Origin of the sequence: Paenibacillus sp. V4I7, from assembly GCF_030817275.1 — a bacterium.
GTDB lineage: Bacteria > Bacillota > Bacilli > Paenibacillales > NBRC-103111 > Paenibacillus_E.
Genome location: NZ_JAUSZD010000002.1, coordinates 3,411,835 through 3,437,156, shown reverse-complemented (window position 1 = coordinate 3,437,156; position 25,322 = coordinate 3,411,835). Strand labels below are relative to the sequence as shown.

21 protein-coding genes are annotated in these 25,322 nt (G+C 46.8%); 20 read left to right on the top strand and 1 reads right to left on the bottom strand.

The window, feature by feature from the left end:
• The first annotated feature begins 10 nt into the window (after nucleotides 1-10).
• The 11 genes from QFZ80_RS16940 (at nucleotide 11) to QFZ80_RS16890 (ending at nucleotide 11,616) form a co-directional block, all read left to right on the top strand.
• Nucleotides 11-823 (top strand): ABC transporter ATP-binding protein, encoded by an 813-nt coding sequence (locus QFZ80_RS16940; protein ID WP_307545192.1) that lies wholly within the window; start codon nucleotides 11-13, stop codon nucleotides 821-823.
• Nucleotides 807-1,619, top strand: coding sequence for an ABC transporter permease (locus QFZ80_RS16935; protein WP_307564143.1), 813 nt, complete (start codon nucleotides 807-809; stop codon nucleotides 1,617-1,619). The genes QFZ80_RS16940 and QFZ80_RS16935 overlap by 17 nt, the downstream gene beginning before the upstream one ends.
• Nucleotides 1,616-2,509: an ABC transporter permease gene (locus QFZ80_RS16930; RefSeq protein WP_307560127.1), complete on the top strand. Its 894-nt coding sequence runs from the start codon at nucleotides 1,616-1,618 to the stop codon at nucleotides 2,507-2,509. The genes QFZ80_RS16935 and QFZ80_RS16930 overlap by 4 nt, the downstream gene beginning before the upstream one ends.
• Before the next feature lie 60 nt (nucleotides 2,510-2,569).
• Nucleotides 2,570-3,643: an ABC transporter substrate-binding protein gene (locus tag QFZ80_RS16925; RefSeq protein ID WP_307560124.1), complete on the top strand. Its 1,074-nt coding sequence runs from the start codon at nucleotides 2,570-2,572 to the stop codon at nucleotides 3,641-3,643.
• Between the two features lie 78 nt (nucleotides 3,644-3,721).
• Nucleotides 3,722-5,095 carry an aspartate aminotransferase family protein gene (locus QFZ80_RS16920; RefSeq protein WP_307545195.1) on the top strand — a complete coding sequence of 458 codons (1,374 nt, stop codon included), beginning with the start codon at nucleotides 3,722-3,724 and terminating at the stop codon, nucleotides 5,093-5,095.
• A 6-nt stretch (nucleotides 5,096-5,101) separates the two neighbouring features.
• Nucleotides 5,102-6,376 carry a M20 family metallo-hydrolase gene (locus QFZ80_RS16915; protein WP_307545196.1) on the top strand — a complete coding sequence of 425 codons (1,275 nt, stop codon included), beginning with the start codon at nucleotides 5,102-5,104 and terminating at the stop codon, nucleotides 6,374-6,376.
• A complete protein-coding gene (locus QFZ80_RS16910) occupies nucleotides 6,369-7,250 on the top strand; it encodes a nitrilase-related carbon-nitrogen hydrolase (protein WP_307560122.1) in 882 nt (293 codons plus the stop codon). The genes QFZ80_RS16915 and QFZ80_RS16910 overlap by 8 nt, the downstream gene beginning before the upstream one ends.
• A gap of 20 nt (nucleotides 7,251-7,270) precedes the next feature.
• Complete coding sequence (locus QFZ80_RS16905; protein ID WP_307560120.1) at nucleotides 7,271-8,635, top strand: NAD(P)-dependent oxidoreductase; 1,365 nt, start codon at nucleotides 7,271-7,273, stop codon at nucleotides 8,633-8,635.
• Nucleotides 8,636-8,667: 32 nt separating this feature from the next.
• Nucleotides 8,668-9,963, top strand: coding sequence for an NAD-dependent dihydropyrimidine dehydrogenase subunit PreA (preA, locus tag QFZ80_RS16900; protein WP_307545199.1), 1,296 nt, complete (start codon nucleotides 8,668-8,670; stop codon nucleotides 9,961-9,963).
• A gap of 2 nt (nucleotides 9,964-9,965) precedes the next feature.
• Nucleotides 9,966-11,408 carry a dihydropyrimidinase gene (gene hydA / locus QFZ80_RS16895; protein ID WP_307560118.1) on the top strand — a complete coding sequence of 481 codons (1,443 nt, stop codon included), beginning with the start codon at nucleotides 9,966-9,968 and terminating at the stop codon, nucleotides 11,406-11,408.
• Nucleotides 11,401-11,616 (top strand): hypothetical protein, encoded by a 216-nt coding sequence (locus QFZ80_RS16890; protein WP_307545201.1) that lies wholly within the window; start codon nucleotides 11,401-11,403, stop codon nucleotides 11,614-11,616. Before hydA ends, QFZ80_RS16890 begins: the two co-directional genes overlap by 8 nt.
• On the opposite strand, the gene QFZ80_RS16885 is transcribed toward QFZ80_RS16890, so the two are convergent.
• The gene (locus QFZ80_RS16885) at nucleotides 11,613-13,226 is read right to left on the bottom strand and encodes a PucR family transcriptional regulator (protein ID WP_307560115.1); all 1,614 of its coding nucleotides are present in this window, start codon (nucleotides 13,224-13,226) and stop codon (nucleotides 11,613-11,615) included. The genes QFZ80_RS16890 and QFZ80_RS16885 overlap by 4 nt on opposite strands.
• Nucleotides 13,227-13,348: 122 nt before the next feature.
• On the opposite strand from QFZ80_RS16885, the gene QFZ80_RS16880 reads away from it, so the two are divergent.
• The 9 genes from QFZ80_RS16880 (at nucleotide 13,349) to QFZ80_RS16840 (ending at nucleotide 25,309) form a co-directional block, all read left to right on the top strand.
• Nucleotides 13,349-14,791, top strand: coding sequence for a CoA-acylating methylmalonate-semialdehyde dehydrogenase (locus tag QFZ80_RS16880; protein WP_307560113.1), 1,443 nt, complete (start codon nucleotides 13,349-13,351; stop codon nucleotides 14,789-14,791).
• A gap of 125 nt (nucleotides 14,792-14,916) precedes the next feature.
• The gene (gene corA / locus QFZ80_RS16875) at nucleotides 14,917-15,867 is read left to right on the top strand and encodes a magnesium/cobalt transporter CorA (protein ID WP_307545204.1); all 951 of its coding nucleotides are present in this window, start codon (nucleotides 14,917-14,919) and stop codon (nucleotides 15,865-15,867) included.
• A 53-nt stretch (nucleotides 15,868-15,920) separates the two neighbouring features.
• Nucleotides 15,921-17,684 carry an ABC transporter ATP-binding protein gene (locus QFZ80_RS16870; protein WP_307560111.1) on the top strand — a complete coding sequence of 588 codons (1,764 nt, stop codon included), beginning with the start codon at nucleotides 15,921-15,923 and terminating at the stop codon, nucleotides 17,682-17,684.
• Nucleotides 17,681-19,609, top strand: coding sequence for an ABC transporter ATP-binding protein (locus QFZ80_RS16865; protein WP_307560109.1), 1,929 nt, complete (start codon nucleotides 17,681-17,683; stop codon nucleotides 19,607-19,609). The genes QFZ80_RS16870 and QFZ80_RS16865 overlap by 4 nt, the downstream gene beginning before the upstream one ends.
• A gap of 178 nt (nucleotides 19,610-19,787) precedes the next feature.
• The gene (rpiA, locus tag QFZ80_RS16860; RefSeq protein ID WP_307564142.1) at nucleotides 19,788-20,459 is read left to right on the top strand and encodes a ribose-5-phosphate isomerase RpiA; all 672 of its coding nucleotides are present in this window, start codon (nucleotides 19,788-19,790) and stop codon (nucleotides 20,457-20,459) included.
• Between the two features lie 566 nt (nucleotides 20,460-21,025).
• A complete protein-coding gene (locus QFZ80_RS16855) occupies nucleotides 21,026-21,460 on the top strand; it encodes an SRPBCC domain-containing protein (protein ID WP_307560107.1) in 435 nt (144 codons plus the stop codon).
• On the top strand, nucleotides 21,457-22,254 hold the full coding sequence (locus tag QFZ80_RS16850) for a lipid II flippase Amj family protein (protein WP_307560105.1): 798 nt from the start codon (nucleotides 21,457-21,459) through the stop codon (nucleotides 22,252-22,254). The genes QFZ80_RS16855 and QFZ80_RS16850 overlap by 4 nt, the downstream gene beginning before the upstream one ends.
• A gap of 83 nt (nucleotides 22,255-22,337) precedes the next feature.
• Entirely contained in the window at nucleotides 22,338-23,216 is an 879-nt protein-coding gene (locus QFZ80_RS16845; protein ID WP_307545209.1) for a radical SAM/SPASM domain-containing protein, read from the top strand.
• Nucleotides 23,217-23,362: 146 nt separating this feature from the next.
• Nucleotides 23,363-25,309 carry an ATP-dependent DNA helicase gene (locus QFZ80_RS16840; RefSeq protein WP_307545211.1) on the top strand — a complete coding sequence of 649 codons (1,947 nt, stop codon included), beginning with the start codon at nucleotides 23,363-23,365 and terminating at the stop codon, nucleotides 25,307-25,309.
• The last annotated feature ends 13 nt before the right edge of the window (nucleotides 25,310-25,322 follow it).

The window sequence follows — 25,322 nt, the reverse complement described above, 5'->3', positions numbered from 1 at the left end:
GAGGGACACAATGAATTCTGATCTTTCCCAGCAGAAAGTGGAAATATCGGTGGATGGCGTCTGCATGGTGTTCGGGAAAAAAGGAAGGCAAGTGACTGTACTCCAAGACATCTCGTTCGATGTAGCCCAGAATGAATTCGTATCCTTACTTGGGCCTTCCGGCTGTGGTAAATCAACGCTGCTGCGGCTGATGGCCGACCTGCTGCAACCCTCCAGTGGGCAAATTATTATTCAAAAGGAGCATCCGCGGGAAGTGCGTTTGCGCAGGAAGTTCGGCATTGTGTTTCAAAATCCCACGCTTTTCGAATGGCGAACCGTACGCGAAAATGTAGAGCTTCCCTTAGAGGTAATGGGGCGTAATCGCGCGGAGTACAGAGGTATGGTCGATCAACTCCTTGAAACCGTAGGTTTAACGAAATTCAGAGATTATTACCCTTGGCAGCTAAGTGGAGGCATGCAGCAAAGAGTGGCTATTGCACGTGCTTTATCGCTGGATCCGCCTATTTTGTTTATGGATGAACCCTTCTCGGCGCTCGATGAATTCACAAAGGAGAAACTGCAATTCGAATTGCTAGAAATCAAAAGAAAGACGAATAAGACGATCGTTTTCGTTACTCATAGTATTCCGGAAGCTGTATTTTTATCTAATCGAATCATTGTTTTATCGGCAAATCCTGGTCGCGTACACTCCGTTCACCACGTCGATTTGGGAGAGGATCGCACTTTGCAAACCCGAGAATCGGAGCGTTTCCATACGTTGACGGCTTCGATTCGAAATTGCTTTTACGAGGAGAGTGATGCCCTTGATGATCAAATTGGATAAACAATGGCATCAAGCTGCTGTTATTGCTTGTTGGATAGCAGCATTGCTCCTCCTCTGGGAAGTGTTCGCATGGCTGCTCCATAACGTAATTCAAGTCTCACAACCTGACTCCAAACTGCCTTATTTGCATAAGGTCATATCCTCCTTACAAGACAATCTTCCTACCCTAATCAAGCAAGGCTTCACAACATTCGGCAATGCGATGACTGGCTTCCTGATTGGTACCATTTTCGGTGCCGCTTTAGCCATTTTCATGAGCCTCTCCAAAACGGTTGAACACACGCTAACACCTTACATGGTTGCTTCTCAAATGGTGCCCATCATCGGTCTTGCACCGATCCTGTACGGCATCCTCCATGATCCGAGTCTTTCGCGGATCGTTATGGCAGGTTATGTGACATTCTTCCCTGTCACCATTAACTCGCTTCGCGGGCTGCGCAGTGTGCAGCCTGAACAGTTGGAGCTAATGCGCTCCCTAGCTGCTTCAACCTGGCACAGCTATCTGAAGCTCAAGCTGCCATCTGCGCTGCCGGGGCTGTTCTCTGGACTAAAGATATCAGCTCCGCTGGCGATCACAGCTTCCATTATCGTTGAGCTGATGGGAGCTCCCGATGGAATCGGCGTGCTAATGGTTAGCTCTCTATATTACGGAGCTGCACAAGTGTACATGTTCTGGTGCACAGTGCTTGTCTCGATTGCTATCGGCTTTACAACCTTTCTAATGCTAGTTCTCCTAGAAAGATGGCTGACACCTTGGCAGCCTGATTTCCGCGAAAGCAGGAGGGGAGGCGCATGAAGGAGGTCATTTTAAGCAAAGACCAAAAAGCTGCAGTGTCGACGTTAAAGAGTTTAGAAGAACCAACTCGAGCTTCCACGGGAAATGCCCGAGCAGACTACACGGCTATGTTCACGCAGCCAATGAAGCTGTTCCCGTATTTATTCGGACTCGTATTCTTGCTGCTTTGGCAATTCAGAGGGATACACACCTTATTTAGCTTAGAACGCTATCAGCTGCCTATTCCTTCGGATATCATTACTGCCATGCGAGAGAATGGCGATATCCTGCTCATTTACTCGCTGTACACGGGTGTAGAAATCATCGGCGGATTCCTCATCGGTTCTCTGCTAGGCTGGCTTGCTGCAATCGCGGCTTCCTTTCGGCCACAAGCGGGTGCTGGTGCGATTTCGATCATGGCCTCACTCAATGCGGTGCCGATCGTGGCACTTGCGCCAATCATGAATAATTGGTTGGGAGATGGTGTCGCCTCACGAATGGGGATCGTCTCGGTCATGACGATGGCTACCATGGCGGTCAGTACTTACAAAGGGCTGCGCTCCATTGAGCCGTCCTACCTGGAGTTAATGAGTTCATACGCGGCTAGCGCTAGACAGCTTTTTCTCAAATTAAGATTACCCAAAGCCTTACCATTGATTTTCTCTGCCCTTAAAATCAACATGTCAACGAGTATCATTGGTGCGATAGTGGGGGAATTTTTCATTGCGTCGCGTGGCCTAGGCTACTTACTTTCGGACCAGATCCGCCTGGCCAATATGCCCCTAGCTTGGGCTTGTATTGTCATCGCTGCTATTTTGGGTATTGTTTTATATACGATTATTCAACTTTTAGAAAAACGCTTTATACCGTGGTCAATTTCCAATCGTAATGAAAACGAATATTTAACATGAGCATCAAGGGATGACACCATCTTTACATACATAGAAATAAATAGGAGAGGATTGGTTCGTTTGAAAAAGAGAATCCTTACTGGAAAATTGGCTTTGATGCTTAGTATGTTCTTGGTTTTAGTTCTTGTCACAGCTTGTGCTTCCGACAAATCAGCAACCACAACACCAGCTGCATCTACCGAAGCAGGTGCAACCAAGTCTCCATCGGCAGAGCCGCTCAAGAAGGTCAAAATTCAGTTGAAATGGGTGCCGCAAGCGCAGTTTGCCGGAATCTATGCCGCTAAAGAGAAAGGCTTCTACAAGGATGAAGGAATAGATGTAGAAATAGTGCCTGGCGGACCGGATGTCATTATCGAGCAGCAGGTTGTGAATGGCGCTGTCGATATCGGCGTATCGAGCTTTGATTCCTTGCTAGTTAACCGTGACAATGGATTACCTCTCGTTTCATTAGCGCAAGTGACGCAGAAGAGTTCGTACCGTCTATTATCCAAAAAATCGACCGGTATCGATGCACCAACCAAAATGAAGGATAAGAAGGTCGGGACATGGATGGGCAGCCAGCAGTTCCAAGTGCTTGCTTTTATGGAGAAGAACGGGCTTGACCCGAAGAAAGACATTCAATTGGTGAAACAAGGCTTCACGATGGATCAATTCTTTGGGGATCAACTGGATGTGGCGACAGCAACGATTTATAACGAGTACTATGTCGTGCTTGAGAGCGGTGTGAAAGAGACAGATTTGAATGTGTTTAACTTTGATGATGCCGGTGTTGCGATGCTGGAGGATACGCTCATTGCGAAGAAGGATTGGGTCGACAAGAACCATGATCTCGCCGTTAAAGCCGTGAGAGCGACCATGAAAGGCTGGAATTATGCGATTGAGCATCAGGAAGAAGTCGTTGATATCGTGATGAAAAGTGTAACGGCAGGCAGTACGACCAAGCAGCACCAAACAACGATGCTGAAGGAGATGGCGAAGCTTGTAAAGCCGGAAGGATTTACTAATGAGCAAGTCGGTTCATTTGTAGATGAATCCGTGACACGGACTGCAGATATTGCGCTGAAATATGGCTTGATTAAGAAACCGGCCGATTTGACTGCGGCGATTGATAAAACGATTTTACAGGGCAAGTGAAGGTTCGGAATGATTGGATCGTGGATGACTGTAGTCTGCGATCCTTCTTTACATCATCAGGAGAGGGGAGCTGGGCTTATGAGCGCTAACGAGGTTAGTGATCTGCTGACGAAGGAGGACCTGCTTGAGAAGGATCGCAAATATGTGTGGCATCACATGTCAGCACATAACGAGAATCCGATGATACTTGCTTCTGGTGAGGGAAGCTGGGTTACGGATGTGGATGGAAATCGTTATTTGGATGGCATGTCCGGATTATGGTGCGTTAATGTGGGTCACGGTAGAAAAGAAATAGCGGAAGCGGCCGCTGAGCAAATGATGAAAATCGCTTATGCTACGCTCGTTCAGTCCCATGTTCCTGCAATTGAACTAGCGGCGAAATTGAATGAGTGGCTGGATGGCGAATATCGAATCTTTTACTCGAATTCAGGGTCAGATGCCAATGAAGTGGCCTTCAAGATTGCCCGCCAATACCATCATCAGAACGGGAAGCCATCCAAACATAAGTTCATCTCGCGGCATCGCGCTTATCATGGCAATTCCATGGGAGCATTGGGTGCAACAGGGCAAGCGCAGCGTAAGTTGAAATATGAACCGCTTGGTGTAGGCTTTCAGCATGTGCCGCCGCCTTATTGTTATCGCTGTCCATTTGGCCAGACGAAGGGGGCATGCCGTTTTCAATGCGCCAAAGCCATCGAGGATGCCATTGTTTGGGAGGGTGCAGATTCCGTTGCCGGCGTAATCGTGGAGCCAGTAATTACGGGAGGCGGAATGATTGTTCCTCCGGACGAGTACCTGCCCATGGTGCGCAGCATTTGTGATAAGTATGATGTGCTGCTCATTGTCGATGAAGTGATCTGCGGATTCGGTCGATCCGGCGAAAAGTTCGGTCATCTGAACTATGGGGTGAGACCCGACATCGTGACGATGGCCAAAGGCTTGACCAGTGCGTACTCGCCACTTTCTGCAACCGCTGTTTCGGCTGAATTGTATGAATCGTTCAAAGATAAAGAAGCGACCAGCCATTTAAGACATATCAATACTTTCGGGGGTAATCCAGTCTCTTGCGTTGTTGCGTTGAAAAATATGGAGATCTTGGAAAAAGAAAACCTGGTTACGCGCTCTGCTTATATCGGTAGCACATTTAGAACTCAATTAGAACCTTTGCTTGACCACCCTCATGTTGGCGAGATACGCATTTTCGGATCAGCAATGGGCATCGAGCTTGTAGAAGATCAAGTATCGAAGGTTCCGGCGACTGCTGAGCGTGTGATGAAGATTATTGCAGGCTGCAAGCAAAAGGGTCTGCTCATTGGGAAGAACGGGGATACGGTGCCTGGATTTGCTAACATTCTCACGCTAAGTCCGCCGTTATCTTCGACAGATGAGGATATTGCTTTTATCATCGAGACCTTGCTTGCTGTGTTTGATGCCAATCAGGAGAAAGGATGATAGGACTTGCCTAGAGCACCTCAGATACAAATTAACGCTTCACGACTGCAACAGCGAATTCAGGAGCTCGCTCAAATCGGGAAAATCGGAGAAACCGGCGTATGCAGGTTGGCCTTGTCCAAAGAAGATCGAGAAGGCGTGGAGCTTGTGAAAAGGTGGATGGAAGAAGCCGGGTTGGAAGCTTCAATCGATCCATTCGCCAACTTAATTGGGGTACTTAAGGGGAGCAATCCAAATGCGCCTGTTCTCATGCTAGGTTCACATGTGGATTCCCAGCCTTATGGCGGTAGATTTGATGGTGCGATAGGTGTACTTGGTGCGATTGAAGTGGTCCAAACGCTAGTAGAGGAAGGGATAACGCCAGAATGTAATATTGAAGTTGTGGCTTTCTGCGATGAAGAAGGCTGTCGCTTCAATAAAGGGCTCTTCGGCGTTCGTGGCATGACCGGGAAGCTTGAAGAAAATGAGTTGGAGCGTACGGACAAAAATGGCGTTACACGCAGAGAAGCATTGGTTCAGTTCGGGTGCGACCCTGCAGACTTCGAGAGCTATGTGTACCAAGAAGGTCGGATTGGCGCTTTTCTAGAGCTGCATATCGAGCAAGGTCCAGTTCTGGAGTCACTCGATGCTCCGATCGGTATCGTCAGCGGAATCTCTGGTCCATTGTGGCTCACCGTGGAGATGATCGGCTTCGCCGGGCACGCGGGTTCAGTGCCGATGTCTATGCGCCACGACGCGCTTCTAGGCTGCGCCAAAATCATCGTGGCGCTCAATGAGTTAGTGCGGCAGGAGCCGGGTGCACCTACCGTTGGTACAGTGGGTTCACTCTCTGTGTTCCCCGACTCTCGCAATATCATCCCTGAGAAGGTATCCTTCACCATTGATTTGCGGGATATTGATTTACGGCGTCGCAACGCGCTGGAAGCTGAGCTGCTCAGTGTGATCGAGAATGTGTCGCTCGAGCATGGCCTTACGTATACGATTCGCGAAGATACGAACAGTGAACCCCGCTACTGCGCGAATTGGATCAAGCAAAGCCTGCATCAGGAAGCAGCGCTGATGGGGTTGACCCCGCCAGAACTGATGAGCGGACCTTTCCATGATTCGCTCACCATGTCCTATGTGTGTGATTATGGGATGATTTTCGTTCGATGCCTCGAAGGCATCAGTCACAATCCCAAAGAATATGCTAGTCCAGAGGACATCACGCTGGGCACGGAGCTTTTATACCGCACCGCACGACGGATCGCCACGGAAAAGGGGGCTTCCAGCCATGAGTAAAGTGAAAATTGGCCTCATTCAAGCCTCGCATGATGTACATGGGGATGAGGCTGTGGCTAAGCACAAAGAAGCAGCGATACAAAAGCATATCGCGTTGGTTCGTAAAGCGGCGCAGCAGGGCGCGCAAATCATTTCTTTGCAAGAAATTTTCTATGGCCCTTATTTCTGCGCAGAGCAAATAACGAGGTGGTACGATGCCGCAGAGGAAATTCCGAAGGGGTCAACGACGATGCTCTTTCAGGAATTGGCGAAGGAGCTTGGTGTTGTCATCATTCTCCCTATTTATGAGAGAGAAGGCATCGCTTCCTACTACAATACAGCTGCTGTGATTGATGCCGATGGTGCCTATTTGGGCAAATACCGCAAACAACATATACCTCACGTGGCGGCAGGCGGCGGTTCTTGCGGGTTCTGGGAGAAGTACTATTTTAAACCAGGTAATCTGGGCTATCCCGTATTCGATACAGCGTTTGCTAAGGTTGGGGTTTACATCTGTTACGATCGCCATTTCCCAGAAGGAGCAAGGGCTCTCGGACTCGGCGGAGCGGAGATTGTGTTTAATCCTTCCGCTACGGTAGCGGGGACATCGGAGTATCTCTGGAAGCTCGAACAGCCAGCACACGCCGTGGCCAATGGGTATTATGTCGGTGCTATCAATCGTGTGGGTCTCGAAGCTCCGTGGAACATGGGAGAATTCTATGGTCAATCTTACTTAGTGGATCCGCGCGGTTCGATTGTCGCCATCGGAAGTCGAGATCAAGATGAAGTAGTCATCGGAGAAATGGACAAAGAGTTAATCCGTGAGGTCCGCAATGTTTGGCAATTTTATCGGGATCGCAGGCCTGAAACCTATGATCAAATTATTAGCTTATAAGCGTGGGAGGGGGAGCGAAGATGAGTTCAACATTTATTTCCTTAACCGATTTAAAACGCAATTTCGCCGAGGTCAAATCCGGCATGAAGCCGAAAGAAGCGATCGAGGAATCGAACCGCTGCTTATTTTGTTATGATGCTCCTTGCATTCGTGCCTGTCCAACAGGGATTGATATTCCATCTTTTATCAAAAAGATTGCTTCCGGCAATCTCAAAGGCTCCGCACGTACAATCATGGAAGCGAATCCGGTAGGGGCCTCTTGTTCAAGGGTGTGTCCTACAGAGGAGCTTTGTGAAGGGGCTTGTGTACTCAATCATTCGTCCAAGCCTATCCTGATTGGTAACTTACAGCGCTATGCGACGGATTGGGCTATCAAGAATGAACAAATATTGTTCAAGGCCGGGACAAGTAATGGGAAGTCGGTTGCTGTGATTGGAGGCGGGCCTGCTGGTTTGTCGGCAGCTCGGGAGCTTGCTCGCTTTGGGTTCAAGGTTACGGTGTTTGAGGCGAAGGAGCAGGCCGGAGGGCTAGATACCTACGGGATCGTATCGTTCAGGCTGCCCCAGGAAATTTCACTATGGGAAGTCGAGCAGGTTAGACAGTTAGGTGTGGAATTCCATATGAACACACGAGTTGGCATAGATATAAGCAGTGCAGATTTACTTGGCGACTATGATGCTGTTGTTCTGGCTGTGGGTATGTCAAAGGTTCCGATGCTCGGTATTGACGGCGAAGCCTTGACGGGCGTATACGATGCCATTGATTTTGTGGAATCCACGAAGACAGAACAATTGTTGGATACATCCTTTATTGGGAAGCGGGTGGCGGTCATTGGAGCTGGGAATACAGCCATTGATGCGGCCACGTGCTCAGTGAGGCTAGGAGCAGAAAAGGTGCAAATTGTGTATCGGCGTACGCAGGAAGAGATGACTGCGTATGATTTTGAATATGATTTCGCAAAGCAGGATGGCGTTGCGTTTCAGTGGCTTACGGCTCCAAAACGGATCATAGGAGATGCGAATGGAAACGTTGTGGCTTTAGAGTGCCTGCGAATGGAGCTTGTGGATGTGGATGCGGGACGCAAACGTCCGGTTCCCATTGAAGGCTCAGAATTCATCATTGAGGTGGATGCCGTTATTAAGGCGATTGGGCAGACGAGGCACGGTTCCCTCATTGATCAATTTGAACTTGCACATACGCGAGGAACCGTTACGGTTGATCCGTTAACAGGTCAAACGTCCAATCCCAAGGTGTATGCAGCAGGTGACGTCATTTTCGGAGAAGGACAGGGAGAAGCGATGGTTGTATCGGCGGCTCAGCAAGGCAAACAAACGGCTTATGCTATTTATAATCAATTGGTGAAAAGGGAACATGCATCGGCTTAACGACTATCTAAATGGATCGGGAGGGATTCAACATGGCTGATTTACGCATAAATCTGGCAGGTATCGTGTCACCTAATCCGTTCTGGTTGGCATCGGCGCCACCGACAAACACAGGCTATCAAGTTCAGCGCGCTTTCGAAGCGGGGTGGGGTGGAGCGGTTTGGAAAACACTTGGTGATCCAATCATTAATACATCTTCGCGCTTTGCGGCTATTCATTTCAACGGACAACGCGTTGCAGGCTTCAATAATATTGAACTTATCACGGACCGACCGCTCGAGATCAATCTCAAAGAGATTTATGAGACGAAGAAGCGTTTTCCGAATCATGCGATCGTTGTATCCCTGATGGTTGAGCCGAACCGAGAGAAATGGCATGAGATTGTGAAAAAGGTCGAAGCTGTCGGTGTAGACGGCTTGGAGCTGAACTTTGGCTGCCCGCACGGCATGGCTGAACGCGGCATGGGCGCTGCTTCGGGGCAGCAGCCGGATCTCGTGGAGGTGCAGACGATGTGGGTGAAGGAAGCGGCGACGACGCCGGTCATCGTGAAGCTGACACCGAACATCACAGATATCACGAGCACCGCTAAGGCGGCGGTTCGAGGCGGAGCGGATGCGATCTCGTTGATCAATACGATCAACTCACTAGCTGGCGTGGATATCGATTCGTGGAACACGATTCCTCATGTCGGGGGCAAGGGCTCTCATGGCGGATATTGCGGACCGGCAGTTAAACCAATAGCCCTCCATATGGTTGCTGATTGTGCGCGAAATCCAGAGGTTGGCGTGCCTATTTCTGGTATTGGCGGTATTTCCAATTGGCGAGATGCCGTTGAGTTCATGCTGATGGGCGCGACAGGCGTTCAAGTATGTACGGCGGCGATGCACCATGGTTTCCGCATTGTGGAGGATATGATCGATGGTTTGAACAACTATTTGGATGAAAAAGGTCTCGCCAGCGTCACCGAATTAATCGGGAAATCCGTTCCGCGTTACTCCGATTGGGGGAACTTGGATTTGAATTATGCGGTCGTGGCAAGAATTGACACGGATACCTGTATCAACTGCAACAAATGCCATATTGCTTGTGAGGATACGTCTCATCAATGCATTGATATGTTGACCGATGATCAGGGTCAGTCCTATTTGCAAGTACGTGAAGAAGATTGTGTAGGATGTAACTTATGCGCGATTGTTTGTCCTGTTGATGGTGCCATTTCTATGATTGAGGTATCAGGAAATGATGCGCCAATGACTTGGAACGAGAGGCAGGAGGCTATCGGCAAGCTGTCGGAAGGCGAAGATTCCACCAAGAAGGAGGCTGTGTAACCATGTCCAAACTCATTAAGAACGGAACGGTCGTGACGGCTTCTGATCAGTATCAGGCAGACGTCCTTATCGAGAAAGGGATCATTACGCAAATTGGTCTGAACCTCTCCAAAGACGGGGCAGAGATTGTAGATGCTTCGGGTCATTATGTGTTCCCAGGCGGTATTGACCCGCATACTCATCTTGACATGCCTTTTGGCGGCACGGTTACAGCTGATGATTTCGAGACGGGTACAAGAGCAGCTGCTTTCGGTGGAACGACGACAATCATTGATTTTTGTTTAACGAATAAAGGAAGACCGTTAAGTCAGTCTGTTCAAACTTGGCATCAAAAAGCCGCAGGTAAAGCCGTCATCGACTATGGATTTCACTTAATGATTGCGGAGATCAACGATGAGGTGCTGGCCGAGCTGCCGAAAATGATTCACGAAGAGGGGATCACTTCACTCAAAGTGTTTATGGCTTATAAAAATGTGTTCCAAGCCGACGACGGCACGCTGTATCGGACATTGCTCGAGGCAAAGCGGCACGGAGCTCTTGTCATGGTGCACGCCGAGAATGGCGATGTGATTGAATATTTGATTAAAGAAGCGCTGGAAGCGGGAAATACGGATCCGATTTACCATGCACTAACGCGACCATCTTTAATTGAAGGAGAAGCGACTGGGCGTGCGGCTAAGCTTACCGCGTTGGCAGGCTCTCAGCTCTATGTCGTTCATGTGACTTGCGAAGAAGCCGTACAGCAAATTGCCGAAGCGCGGAATCAGGGCGTTGATATCTGGGGGGAAACGTGCCCGCAGTACTTGATGCTGGATCAGACCTATTTGGAAAAGCCGAATTTCGAAGGGGCGAAATACGTATGGTCGCCTCCGCTGAGACCGCAGTATCACCAAGAAGCTCTGTGGACCGCTTTGAAAAATGGACAGCTCCAGACACTCGGATCTGATCACTGCTCTTTTAACTTTAACGGGCAAAAAGACTTGGGGCTAGGTGATTTCAGCAAAATCCCGAATGGAGGGCCCTGCATTGAGGATCGATTCTCTATCCTATATTCAGAAGGCGTAGTGAAGGGCCGCATCACATTGAATCAGTTCGTAGATATCGTATCTACGCGAATTGCGAAGCTTTTTGGCTTATTTCCCAAAAAAGGGACCATCGCTGTAGGATGTGATGCGGATATTGTCCTCTTTGATCCGAACGTGACGCGGACGCTCTCAGTTGAAACACACCATATGAATGTGGACTACAATCCATTTGAAGGCATAGTGATCACAGGGGAGCCTGTAACTGTACTGTCTCGAGGCGAATACGTCATCCGGAATAAACAATTCGTTGGCACAGCAGGTGCCGGGCAATTCGTGAAACGAGATACGTACCATGCAGCTTCAGGCGTTGAAAAATCGAAGAAAGAAGAAGCTGTCAAAGGGGGAGCCACACATGTCTGAGTTTGCACAATTTAAGCTAGAAAAGCAGAAATTGGATGACTTCGTGGCTCAGAAGTTCAAAATCGTCGGGGTGAAGGAAGATCTGGAGGGAGCATGGCTCGATCTCGAACATCCCGGCGGTGAAACGGCGAATCTCCATCTAACGACGGCCAATGCTAGGAAGTATTATGTATCATTGCTCCTTAAACAAGAACAAACGCAGGCTTAAACGATCGCGCCATGCATGTATTCATAGCCGTGGAGGGCGAGCTCAATGGCAATCCTCTTGTGTGGATGCATGTAATCGTCACCAAGCAGCGCTGCTATTTTGTCCAGACGATGGTAAAGGGTTTGCCGGACGATAAACAGCTCCTTGGCTGTATCCTGTTTGGATCCGCATAGCGCTAAATATACGTTCAATGTCTTCAGAAGCTGTCCATTTTTCTCACGATCATAATGAGTTAATTTCCCGATGTATTCATCGATGAACGACTCCAGCATACCGGTTTGTTTCATTTTAAGAATCACTTTGTTCACATGCTGTTCATGATAGAAAGGACTTTCAAGCATACCGGTATCTTTCTGAATCTCAATTGTTTCTTGGGCGGTCTCATAGCTTTCCTTAACGCAAGTTGGGTCACTTAATGTTTTCCCGATACCGAACCAAGGGGAGAACAAGATTGTTTCTTGATTAGCCTCTGATTTTTGAAGTCTTTGTATGGCTCTGGAGATTCGTTCATTGCATGGCATAGCAGGCAATTGATCAAGTAGGATGAATACGATTTGATCCTGTATGACGGTTGGCATGAGATAGAAACCTTCACCTTCGAATAAGGCGCGGGCGATCATCTGCTTCTGTAAAAGGAGATCTTCATAGTCCTTTGATGATTCGGCAGTTGAGACGATGTCAAATAGACAGACGATGGTTTGGTTCAGCTTCATGGAGGGTTTGATGGAGGACATATAATCGCGAATTTCTTGCCCTGTATGTTTGCCGTTCAGCCAATCAGTGACCCAGAGATTCTGTTTGTACCGCGTTTTCTCCTCCATATATTTCGTGCGCATCATTTCTTGTGCAATGGCCGTTGCAAACCTGTCTAAGGCGAGGATTTGAAATTCACTGAGTTCTTGATCGGCATATAAAAGTAAATCTGCGAACAAATGTTCCAAGGCTAGAATAGGGCGATGGGCCAGCTTGCTTTTGGCGTTAGGAAGTTGAAAGATCTCGCCATAAATCCATTTCTCATAAAAGGCATCGGCCTTCGTTTTCGGCATGCTAGGGACGAACTGCGCCTCTGCGCCGAAGGGAAAGAAGGCGACTTGTGAGTGTGTCGTTTGATGCAGCAGCTTTAAGAGGGACTGCAGTCCTTTCCCCGAGAGAAGTAACTGATTCAACTGGGTGGAGAGGGATTCCAGGTCTGACACCATTTTGTGATGCTGATGGATGAAATAGGCATGTAGGTCCTGCGTGATGTCAATATATCGTACTTCTTCGTGGAAAAAGATAAGTGGAAAGTTCTCTTTGGTGGCGAGCTTCTTCATCCGTTCAAGCGGCTGTTTCGTATACGTGCCGAGCTCGATACATAATCCTGAAGCGCCGCTGTCGATCAACTGCTGCAAAAAGGAGAGACTAAGCTCCTCGTTATCATGCCAACCAATGCCTGTGCTTAGAATAAGCTCATTCCCATTGAGAAGATGGCCGACTTGGGTCACTTCCATAATATGTACCCAACGTACTTTCCGGTTCAAAGCTTCTTCGCTTGCGATGGCTTCTGCTTTGTGGAATAGGGGTCTCTGCAAAATATCTTTCACTGTTAATTGTAAGAGTGTCTGTACCAAGCGAGTTCACCACCTTCATGTAAGGAAAGTTGACGTAGCAGAGCGAAATAGTAATTTCACCTATTATACAATGTGTCCAAAGACTTTTGGGAAAAATTCTTCCTACCAGGAGCTGAACGAGTATGAAACTCTTACAAAATTTCGTAAATGGTGTTTGGATCGATTCAGAAAGCGGTTTAGTAGGTGATGTGATTAATCCGGCAACAGGAGAAATCATCGCTCGTGTGCCGCATTCTTCTTCCGAAGACGTCGAAAATGCTGTTCTAGCGGCACAAACAGCCTTCGAATCATGGAGCAGAACACCTATGCCCAAACGGGCAAGAGTATTGTTTCACTACTGGCATTTATTGCAGGAACATGAGCAAGAACTTGCAGAGCTTATTACGTCTGAGAATGGTAAAAGCTATAAAGAAGCGTTAGGTGAGGTGCTCCGTGGGATCGAATGCGTAGAATTTGCAGCAGGAACGCCATCGCATATGATGGGTTCGACATTGGCTAACATATCCGCCGATATGGACTCGGAGCTTTTTCGGATGCCGCTCGGTGTAGTTGGGGGGATAACTCCTTTTAACTTTCCGATGATGGTGCCATGTTGGATGTTTCCCTTGGCCATTGCTTGTGGAAATACGTTCGTGTTAAAGCCGTCAGAGCGAACGCCACTTACTGCAATGAAATTAGCGTCACTTTTTCAAGAAGCTGGGCTCCCTGATGGGGTGTTGAATGTCGTCCATGGTGCACATGATGTCGTTAATGCCTTATCTACTACGCCTGCTGTAAAAGCAATTTCATTCGTAGGTTCGCAGCCGGTTGCGAAATATGTCTATGAGAAGGCTTCTTCAGCAGGTAAACGTGTGCAAGCGCTGGCAGGGGCCAAAAATTATCATATCGTGATGCCAGATGCCCACGTTGAAAAATCGATTGAGAATATTATCATGTCTTCCTTTGGAAGCGCAGGGGAGAGATGCATGGCTTGCTCGGCGGTTGTCGTTGTTGGGGATGGGGAGAATTTCGTGAGCTTGCTTCTTCATGCGGCACGTAATATGGTGCTTGGCAATGGGATGAATGAAGAAGTTACACTCACACCGATCATTCGAAGCGAACAGCGCACCAGGATTGAAGCCTTTATTGACAAAGGGATAGAGGAGGGAGCGGAGCTTCTATTAGATGGAAGAAATGCGGAGGCTTATTCGGCTGAAGGATTTTTTCTTGGAGCTACGGTATTCGATCATGTGAAACCAAATATGACCATTGCTAAAGAAGAAATATTTGGTCCGGTATTATCCCTATTCCGTGCTGAGGATCTGGACGAAGCGCTGCTGCTTGTGAATCAATCGCGATTCGGCAACTCGGCAGTCATCTATACGGAAAATGCCAAAGTTGTTCGCAAATTTCGTGAGGAAGTGGAGGCGGGGATGCTTGGCGTGAACGTTGGTGTACCAGCTCCGATGGCCTTTTTCCCATTCTCGGGCTGGAAAGACTCATTTTATGGAGATTTGCATGCCAATGGCAAAGATGGTGTAGAGTTTTATACGAAGAAAAAGATGATGACATCGCGTTATTTTTAAAATGAGTTATAAAAGAATATAGAGAATGAGGGCCGCGAGTGATTGCGGCTTTTTTGCCGTTGTGTATGGACAAGCATTAATCGTTGTTGTAGGTTAATGAATAGGGAATTAAGGAGGAGACACTAGTGATTAGAATATTGGCTGTTAACGAAGAACAGGAGATTATCCATCTATCCTCATTAGATGATCTTAAAAATTCAAATATAGATCGGTACTGGGTAGATTTTAATGCGCCTTCCAAGGAGGAAGCCCTACTCTTACAAAAGCACTTTCAATTTCATCCACTGGCTATAGAAGATTGCTATCATTATCTGCAGCGACCTAAACTAGATCATTACAATGATACTCATTTTTTTGTCCTTCATGCTTTGCATCCTGAAACGTTAGCTGCGGAAGAGGTGGACTTATTCTGGGGTACTAATTTCATCGTTACCTTTCACTATTCACCGTCTAAGGAAATTGATGAGGCATGGCATCGGATGGCAGATCAACAAAAGTTTGTTGAGAAAGGTATTGTATACACGGCCTATTTAATTATAGATAAGCTCGTAGATGAATATTTCCCTAGTCTATATCAAATCGAAGATCAGTTAGATGAAATCGAAGTAAGAGGTAAAAGTGTTCCTGTTCACATCTTAATGAACGAAATTTTTGAAATAAGAGCTAAGCTATTAAAGATTCGAAAGACAATTGTTCCTATGAGAGATCTGCTCTATCGTGTTATTAATACCGAAAAAATTGAAGGACTTAAAGAACATGTCGTCTATTTTACAGACATCTACGACCATCTGCTTAAGCTCTCAGAAATTATTGACTCCAATCGTGATTTAACTGCGGATATACGAGATAGTTATGTTTCCATAAATTCCTACCGTATGAATACAATTATGAAGACTTTAACGGTGATAACGACGATTTTCATGCCTCTGACATTTATTGCTGGGATATACGGAATGAATTTTCAAAATATGCCGGAACTTACTTGGCGTTGGGGATATTTTATTGTTCTATTTATTATGTTCGGCATTGGTTTCGGTATGTATATGTTTTTCCGAAATAAGAAATGGTTTGATTAATTAGTAATGTTAAATATTAATGTCATTAATTATTAGTGGAGGACGCTTCCTATATGAAGCATAAACAAAAAAAGCATAACACGATGGGACAATATGCGGAGCTGCTTAGCCGATATTTGTTCCCCCAAAAGGGTACGCTCATTATATTGACGATGCTATTATTCGCATCTATTGGTCTTCAACTCATCAACCCGCAAATTATTCGCTATTTCATCGATACCGCTCAAACGCAAGGGGCGATGCAGCCACTGATTACAGCCGCGATTATGTTTATTGGCTTTGCGCTTGTGCAGCAGCTTGTATCCGTCATTGCTACCTATTTTAGTGAAAATGTAGGGTGGAAAACTACGAATAAGCTACGAGTGGATCTTGCCGCTCATTGTCTATCACTGGATATGTCATTTCATAAATCACATACATCCGGCTCGCTCATCGAACGTGTGGATGGGGATGTGAATGCACTAGCTAATTTCTTCTCGAGCATGATCATTCATTTATTGGGTAATCTGCTCTTAATGGCTGGTATTATTATTTTGTTGCTGCGGGAAAATTGGTTGATTGGCGCGGGGATGGCCTTTTTCGTTGTATTTGCGGTCTTTATGATTCAGTGGATCCGTAAATTTGCTGTTCCAGTTTGGGCGGGATGGCGGCAGGCGAACGCAGAGTTTTATGGTTTTATTGGTGAGCATTTGGAGGGAACTGAAGATATTCGCGCCAATGGTGCAGTCGGGTTCGTTATGAATCGCTTCTATACGATGCTTAGAAAAATGCTGCCGCTTCGGGTGAAAGCCTTTCTCGGTTTCTGTGCGATGTGGAACATGTCTATTTTCGTATTTGCGCTTGGCAACGCCATGGCGTTTGGTATTAGCGCTTATCTGTGGCACACCCAGCATATCTCTCTAGGTACTGTGTATCTGATTTTCTTTTATACGGAATTATTAGCCAAGCCGATTGAAAAGATTCGTACGCAAATGGAAGATTTACAAAAGGCAGACGCTAGTATATCACGTATTCGTGAGCTATTTGCTATCCAGTCTGAGATTAAGGATGGACCTGGAGCTGCGTTACCGGAGGGGCCGCTTAGCGTTGAATTCCATGATGTCACGTTTAGTTATGATGGGGATCAGCCTACAATTGAGGGGTTAAATCTGACTATGAAACCAGGAGAAGTCCTAGGACTCCTTGGCCGCACGGGGAGCGGAAAGTCAACAATGGCAAGATTGCTGCTTCGCTTTTACGATCCTCAAAGTGGAAGTATCACGCTTGGTGGTACGGATATCCGGAGCTGTAAGTTAGTTGATCTACGTAAACGTGTAGCCCTGGTGACGCAAAATATTGAAATTATGCAAGGGACCATTCGAGATAACTTAACCTTCTACGACGATTCGATCAAGGACGAACAAATTATTGATGTACTCAAGGAGCTAGGACTCGGAGCGTGGTATGAAGCCATGCCTGAAGGGCTAAATACAGGTTTAGCCTCCGGAGGAGGAAGCCTGTCTGCAGGAGAAGCACAGCTGCTAGCCTTCGCACGGGTGTTCTTAACGAACCCCGGACTTGTAATCATGGACGAAGCTTCTTCCAGACTTGACCCATTGACGGAGCAGCGTATGGAAAAAGCAGTTTCTAAGCTGTTGACACAGCGGTCCTGTATCATGATTGCCCATCGTCTAACAACCGTTCAACGAGCAGACCACATTCTTATTCTGGATAATGGACGCGTGTTGGAATCGGGTAAAAGAGAGCATCTGGCCGCAGATCCGAATTCTCGCTTCAGCCAGTTACTTGCCACAGGCTTAGAGGAGGTGTTGGCATGAATACGTATCAATATTTGTGGCGGCTTATTATGTACCGGCCAATACGGTATCTGGTTAACGCCATTGCTTGGACCGTTATCTATTTGGCGCCGATTGCGCCTGGCCTTATAACGAAAGAGTTTTTCGATTCCCTGACAGGTACGTCAGCGCTTGGTTATGGTGTATGGGGACTTATCGCTTTGTTGATGGCTGCCGCCTTAGGGCGAATCATGCTGATTGTTATCGGTTTTATTACGGATGTTAATTTCCGCTTTCGTATGGGGATGCTGCTTAGACGGAATCTGCTTGAGCATGTATTAAAACAGCCGGGGGCACAGGCCATTCCCGTTTCTCCGGGGGAAGCGATTAGCCATTTCCGAGATGATGTTGATCAATCGGAAGAGGCAGCAAGCTGGTCGGTCGATGTTTTCGGGATGACTTGTTTTGCCCTCGTATCGGGCTATATCCTGATTCGGATTGATGCTCAAATGACTCTGCTTGTGTTTATGCCGATTGTTCTTGTTATATCAGCTGCGCAGTTAGCGACTGTTCGCTTACAGAAATATCGCGCAGCTAGCCGTGAAGCAACGTCTAAGGTAACGGGAGAGATTAGCGAAATGTTCGGCAATGTGCAGGCGATACAAGTCGCCGGTGCAGAGAAACGAGTGATCGTTCGGTTCAGCAGCTTCGGTGACGACCGCAGGAAAGCGATGCTGAAGGATCGGCTCATGGGTGAACTGCTGGATTCGGTGTTTTCTAACTCGGTTAATTTAGGGACGGGACTCATTCTATTGCTCGCGGGAACTAAAATGAGAGCCGGGACGTTTACTGTCGGAGATTTCGCTTTATTCGTGTACTATTTAACTTTTGTTACGCAGTTTATTACGAATGTGGGTAAATTTATTACATATTTTAAGCAGATGAGTGTGTCGCTGGAGAGATTGACGTTTCTTTTGCAGGGGGCATCAGCTAAGGTTCTTACGATCGTTAATTCGCTGCATTTGAAGGCGGAGAGTAAAGTAGCGGAGGCTACTGTGTCCGATATCCCTTCGGCTCAGAATGGAAGAGAGAGTCTGGGTGGGGTAAAGAGGGTCGAAGGACTCGAGAGTGAAGGTGCGAGTAAGGTAAAGTTAGAAGTAGGATTCGAGCGTGAATACGCGGTTGGAGCAAAGTTAGAGGAAGGATTCAGTCATGAAACCGGGCTTGAGGCCTCGCTGCAGCGGCTTGATGTGAATGGACTGAGCTACGCTTACTCTGATACAGGCAGAGGGATCTCGGACATTCACTTCAGCTTGAAAAGAGGGTCGTTCACCGTTATTACCGGAACGATTGGTTCGGGCAAGACCACGCTTGTTCGCTCGCTCCTTGGGCTGCTGCCCAAGGGAAAGGGAACGATTGCGTGGAATGGTGTGCCCGTTGAAGATCCGGGCACATTCTTTACACCGCCGCGGAGCGCTTATACCGCGCAGGTGCCGCGGCTATACAGCGATACGCTGCGAAACAATATTTTGCTTGGGCAAGCGGAGCAAGGCGATAGCTTGCAGCAGGCTCTACACGCGGCGGTGATGGAGTTCGACGTCGCGCAGCTGCCTGGCGGGCTGGACACCGTCATCGGCCCGCGTGGGGTGAAGCTCTCCGGCGGGCAAGCGCAGCGGACGGCTGCAGCGCGCATGCTCGTGCGCGACGCCGAGCTGTACGTGTTCGACGACCTGTCGAGCGCACTCGACGTCGAGACGGAACAGAAGCTGTGGGAGCGGATGTTCCAGCGTCGCAGCGATGCGACCTGCCTGGTCGTATCGCACCGCAAAACGGCGCTCTCGCGGGCAGACCACATCATTGTAATGAAGGACGGCCGTATTGAGGCCGAAGGGAATTCGGAGGAACTGCTGCGGCATAGTGCTACGTTCAGGGAACTATGGTATGGCGATGAGCGGCATTCATCATGAATTAGTAGAGAAGCCTGAGAGATTGGGCTTCTTTTTTTATTTGCATAAAGGAAATTTGTGGGGATTTCACGAAAATATATGAACTCCTTTTCCAATTGACAAAGATTGTAATTAAGATAGGTTGAGGGCAAAATAAATTAAACAATAACCTAATTTCAGGGAGTGAATATAGAAAATGCTGAACCCAAAAAAACAAGCCGCTGAGAAAGCTGTTGAATTTATTGAAGATGGAATGGTAGTCGGATTAGGTACTGGATCAACGGCATACTGGGCAATCCAAAAAATTGCTCAAAGAATACAGGAAGGGCTTCGTATCCGTGCCGTAGCGAGTTCTAGAGATTCGGAAGAATTGGCAAATAAATTAGGAATTCCAATCGTTCCATTTTCGGAAATAGAATGGATAGATATAACAATCGATGGAGCCGATGAGGTTGATACTCATTTAAACTTAATCAAAGGCGGAGGCGGCGCATTAGTAAGAGAGAAGATACTAGCAATCAATAGTAAGAGATTTTTTGTAATTGTAGATGAATCAAAACAAGTAGAACATTTAGGCCAATTTCCATTACCGGTCGAAATCGTACCCTTTGCTGCGAATTTAACAATGAATCAATTAAAGGAACTAGGGTGTAGCACAAGGATACGAATGAGTAACGATGAGGCGTATTTTACGGATAACGGAAACATAATCGTAGATTGTAACTTTGAAAAAATAGTAAAGCCAATAGAGTTAAATAAACAAATCAACTTAATTCCAGGTGTTGTTGATAATGGCTTATTTACTCGCATGGTTAGTTCATTAGTCATTGGATATAACGATGGAAATATAAGGATTATCGACCAACCATGAGGGAGGCAAGTAATCTCACAACATGCATTATGTGCATCAAAACAAGGCGTAGAACGCCCTTTGGAGGGGATTACCTGCAAAATGTGCAGCTAATTTCGCCTCAAGAGAGGCTTTTAATGCTCATAGCAGGGGAAATCTACCAAAAGAACGAATCTAATAAGATAAACTTAACGACTTAACAAGGAGCGAAAGTACATATGCACGATACACCGAATCTTCTACTAATCATAGATATACCAGGCTATACGCCTCAAATTAGTAGACTGATGTCAATGCTCTCGAGCTTGGTGATCAAGGAAGAGCCCAAATTAAGGGAAATAACCTCGACTATTATCTCAACATCATGAGCGAGGTGCGCAGCAAAACGTATGAGGTTTTCAAGACGAAGACAGATGATTGGTTGTATGAGGAGTATCCATTCTGGCGGAACCAGCCAGCCAACCATTATTTCATGTGGTACCACGTGTTTGAGGATGAGATAAATCATCGGGGACAAATTCGTTGGATGAGAAAACGACTTCCGGTATAAAAGCGGGGAATTTAACCCCGATAGGAGGAAAGAAGAGATGAATACCAACAAACCAGTTGGGTTGACAGCTTCGGTAGGCTTTCAAATTGGTGTTAGACGTACACTCCCGTTTTTCCAAGAGGAAGCTTGGGAGCTGCTGACTTCAACTCAAGGGCGAAAGCTTTGGTTAGGTGATGCAGCGTCGGTTGAGTTTGTGAAAGGGCATAAGTTTGTGACACGAGAAGGAACGACGGGGGAATTTCGTGTGGTGAAGCCATTGGAGCAGCTTAGACTGACTTGGCAGCCTGCTAGCTTCCCGAATGCGTCAACACTTCAAATTCGTCTGCTGCCTGCCGCCAGTCCAGGGAAAATAACATTTAGCTTCCATCAAGAGAAGTTGGACAGCGTGGAGCAAAGAGAAGAGATGAAAGTACATTGGGAAGAGGTTATCAGCGGATTACTAGCCCTTTCTGAGGATAAGTCCACACGATGACGAACACGCTCATAGTGGTCTTCATTCTGACGATGATTATCCATACAGCGGAAACGTTGTCATACTCGATTCGGTATGCTGGAGTGCGGGTGAACAAGCTGGCCGTGGCACTCTCTTTAGTCGGCATTGTCGTCCTTGTATCTCGTACTGCGAATTTAATTCAAGCGCCAATGACTGCGAACTTCGTTGATTTTGCGAAGATCGAACCGACCTTCGATTTGGAACGATACTTGCGAATCAGTTTATTCGCCTCGTCAATTGGCACACTGATCGCGATTGCTTTATTCCCGTCTTTTATCAATCTCAGCGTTCGAGTCATTTCCCGGTTGGAAATTGCAGGATCGATTCCAAAGCTCATAACGAGTGTAACGGTGACGCAGTTGAAGAACACGAAAAAATATTTGAAGAAGCCAAATGTTAAGCTGCTGAGCCAATTCCGTTACTTGGGGATTCCCAAACGATTCCTTCTGATTAATATTATGGTGACAGCTTTTTATTCGGTTGGTGTGCTTTCTTCCTTATATGCCGCGCATTTATTACCTGAATTTGCAACGACAGCGTCGCAAGCATCCGGACTTATTAATGGAATTGCTACGATTTTGCTTACTATATTCATAGATCCGCAGTTAGGTCTTATCACGGACAAGGCACTGCATGACGAATCGCAGCGTAGACAACTTGGTAAGATCTACGCGCTGCTCATGACTTCTCGATTTCTGGGAACACTGCTAGCGCAAGTTTTCCTTATTCCGTCTGCTCATTTTATTGGATGGATGGTCAAATGGGTTTTCTAATTGTTTGAATTCCTTTCCTTCATAGTGCTTGCTTGGTATAATAGCAAATATCATAGGAGCGCAGCTAGAAATGGAGCCATAGAATGAAGAAGTTCAAGAAATTTTATATCGAAATTACAAGTGTTTGTAACTTGGCTTGCACCTTCTGCCCACAGACGAAGCGTCAAGCTAATTTTATTAAAATGGATACATTTACTAATATATTAGATCAAATTAAGCCGCACACGGATCATATTTATTTGCATGTCAAAGGGGAACCTTTGCTGCATCCGAAGATTGACGAACTGCTGGATTTGAGCCATGAGAAAGGCTTCAAGGTCAATATCACAACCAACGGTACGCTGATTAACAAAAATAGACATAAGCTGCTGGATAAACCGGCGCTGAGGCAAATGAATTTCTCTTTGCACAGCTTTGATGGCCATGAAGGATCTGAGGATAAAGAAGGATATGTCACGAGTATCCTGCGATTTGCTAAGGAAATCGTTGCCAAGTCCAATGTGATTATCTCATTCCGTTTATGGAATCTAGATACGGACAATCAGACGAATCAAGAACGGCAGCGAAACCGTGAAGTGCTGGAATTGCTTGAGAAAGAGTTCGAACTTGATTACAAAATCGATGAGAAATTCGTTCGAGGTACTGGTGTTAAACTGGCCGATCGCGTTTATCTGAATCAGGATCATGAGTTCCAATGGCCGGATTTGAAGGCAGAAGAAATTGAAGGGCCGGGCTTCTGTCACGCATTGCGGAATCAAGCAGGCATTCTTGTGGATGGCACTGTGATTCCTTGTTGTCTGGATGGGGAAGGGGTCATTAATTTGGGCAATATCAACCAAACGCCTTTCTCCGAAATCGTAGAGGGTGAGCGGGCGAACCGATTGTTCGAGGGCTTTTCTAGACGTGAAGTTGTCGAGGAATTATGCCGCAAATGCGGATATCGCGAACGTTTTAGCATGTAAAATAGGTAGAGCTCATTCTTGGCAGCGATTGTGCTGGGGAATGGGCCTTTTTCTTATGTTCCTTTTTCTTGCGATCCTTTGCTTTTACGCGGCATTCGTGGGATAATATAAGTTTGATTCAATTCTATTTGTTGGGGGCACATTACGTGGGACGTTATCCATTTGCATATGATCACGCACAGCCATTCATGCAGCAGGTTTCTGACTGGATTGCGGATATATTTTATGAAGTATTACCTGAAGCGGGCTTCGAGGTGCGTGACGAACAGATTTACATGGCGTTCCAGTTAGAACGAGCTTTTGCTGAGAAATCGACCATTTTTGCGGAAGCAGGGGTTGGTACGGGAAAAACGCTTGTCTATTTATTGTATGCGATATGTTACTCGCGTTTCATGAAGAAACCGGCTATCATCGCTTGTGCGGATGAATCTTTGATTGAACAATTGGTCAAGCCAGGTGGAGATATTGATAAAATATCGCGTCACTTGGATCTTGTTATTGATGCACGACTTGCCAAATCGCCTGACCAATACGTATGTCTCGTCAAGCTTGATGAGGCGCGATTCGGTCACGAGGATATCGGCTTATACAGAGAGCTGCATGAAGGTCTTCCTGACTTCGTTCACACACGTGAAGCGCTGCAAACCTTTCATGCTTATGGGGACCGTAAAAACTACCCACATCTGAATGATGAACAGTGGCACAAGGTGAGTTGGGATGCCTATCAGGATTGTTTCGTTTGTGATAAGCGCCATCGCTGCGGCCAAACGTTATCGCGTGAAGCGTATCGACGTTCGGCGGATCTGATTATCTGCTCGCATGATTTCTACATGGAACATGTGTGGACGTACGACGGAAGAAAGCGTGAAGGCCAGCTTCCTTTGCTGCCGGATCATTGTACCGTTGTATTCGATGAAGGACATCTGATGGAATCGGCCGCTCAGAAAGCATTAACGTACAAGCTGAAGCATATGGTGTTCGAGGAATTAGTGATTCGTTTGTTAAAAGGGGAAGTACGCGAGACGTTAGCCGTCTGTATCGATCGAGCCATTGAGCAAAGCGAGCTTATGTTCGAAGTGCTTGAAAGCTGCTGTCAACCGATTGTTGGATCGGATCGTAAACAGATTGTCATCAATGACCGATTGCTGCGAGAGATCCATCGTCTAAGTGATATTTTATCGGAGATTGAAGAGGAGCTTGTCTTTGAAGGTGAAATGTTCACATTAAATGACTACCAGCTTAAGATCGTGGAAGAACATTTGGAAATGATGCAGAAAGCGCTGGCTTTGTTCCGCAATGATCAAACCTTCATTTGTTGGGCCACTGAAAGCATTACAGGTCTTAGCCTAGTGATTATGCCAAGAACTGTAAAAGAAGTGCTGAAAGAGCATGTGTTTTCTTCCAAAATGCCAATCGTATTCTCATCGGCTACGCTGTCTGTTGAGGGTTCATTCGATTATGTGGCTAACAGTTTGGGCCTTGAAAAGTATCTTTCATTTTCTGTGAATTCTCCTTTTGATTATGCAGAGCGGATGGAAGTCATCGCACCCAAATGGGCGTCTGGCGGTACGTTTCAAGAAAAGATGGAATCCGCGGTTCAGTTATTAAAAAGAACAGAAGGAAGAGCGCTTATTCTGTTCCCAACCCACGAAGAACTGCAGCGGTTTAAGCGAGAAATCAAAGGCCGTTCGGATTGTTCGGACCTGACATTCTTATTTGAAGGGGATCAAGAAATCAGCCATTTAATTGGCTCTTTCCAGGGGGATGAACACAGCGTCTTGTCTGCCGTCACCCTATGGGAAGGACTCGATATACCGGGTCCTTCGTTGTCCAATGTCATTGTCTGGTCGCTGCCTTTTCCTCCACAAGATCCCGTTTTCAATGCGAAGCGTCAAGCTTCGACCTCGCCGTATGAAGAGGTGGATATTCCTTATATGCTGTTAAGGCTTAGACAAGGGATCGGGCGCTTGATTAGAACCCGCGAAGATAGTGGCATTATTGCCATCTTCAATGATGAACTGCACGATAACGTGGTGCTTCGCGAGCACATTGTTCGCATATTACCCGCTGGTGTTACACTGAAGAGCGAATAGTTTACTTGGGTGG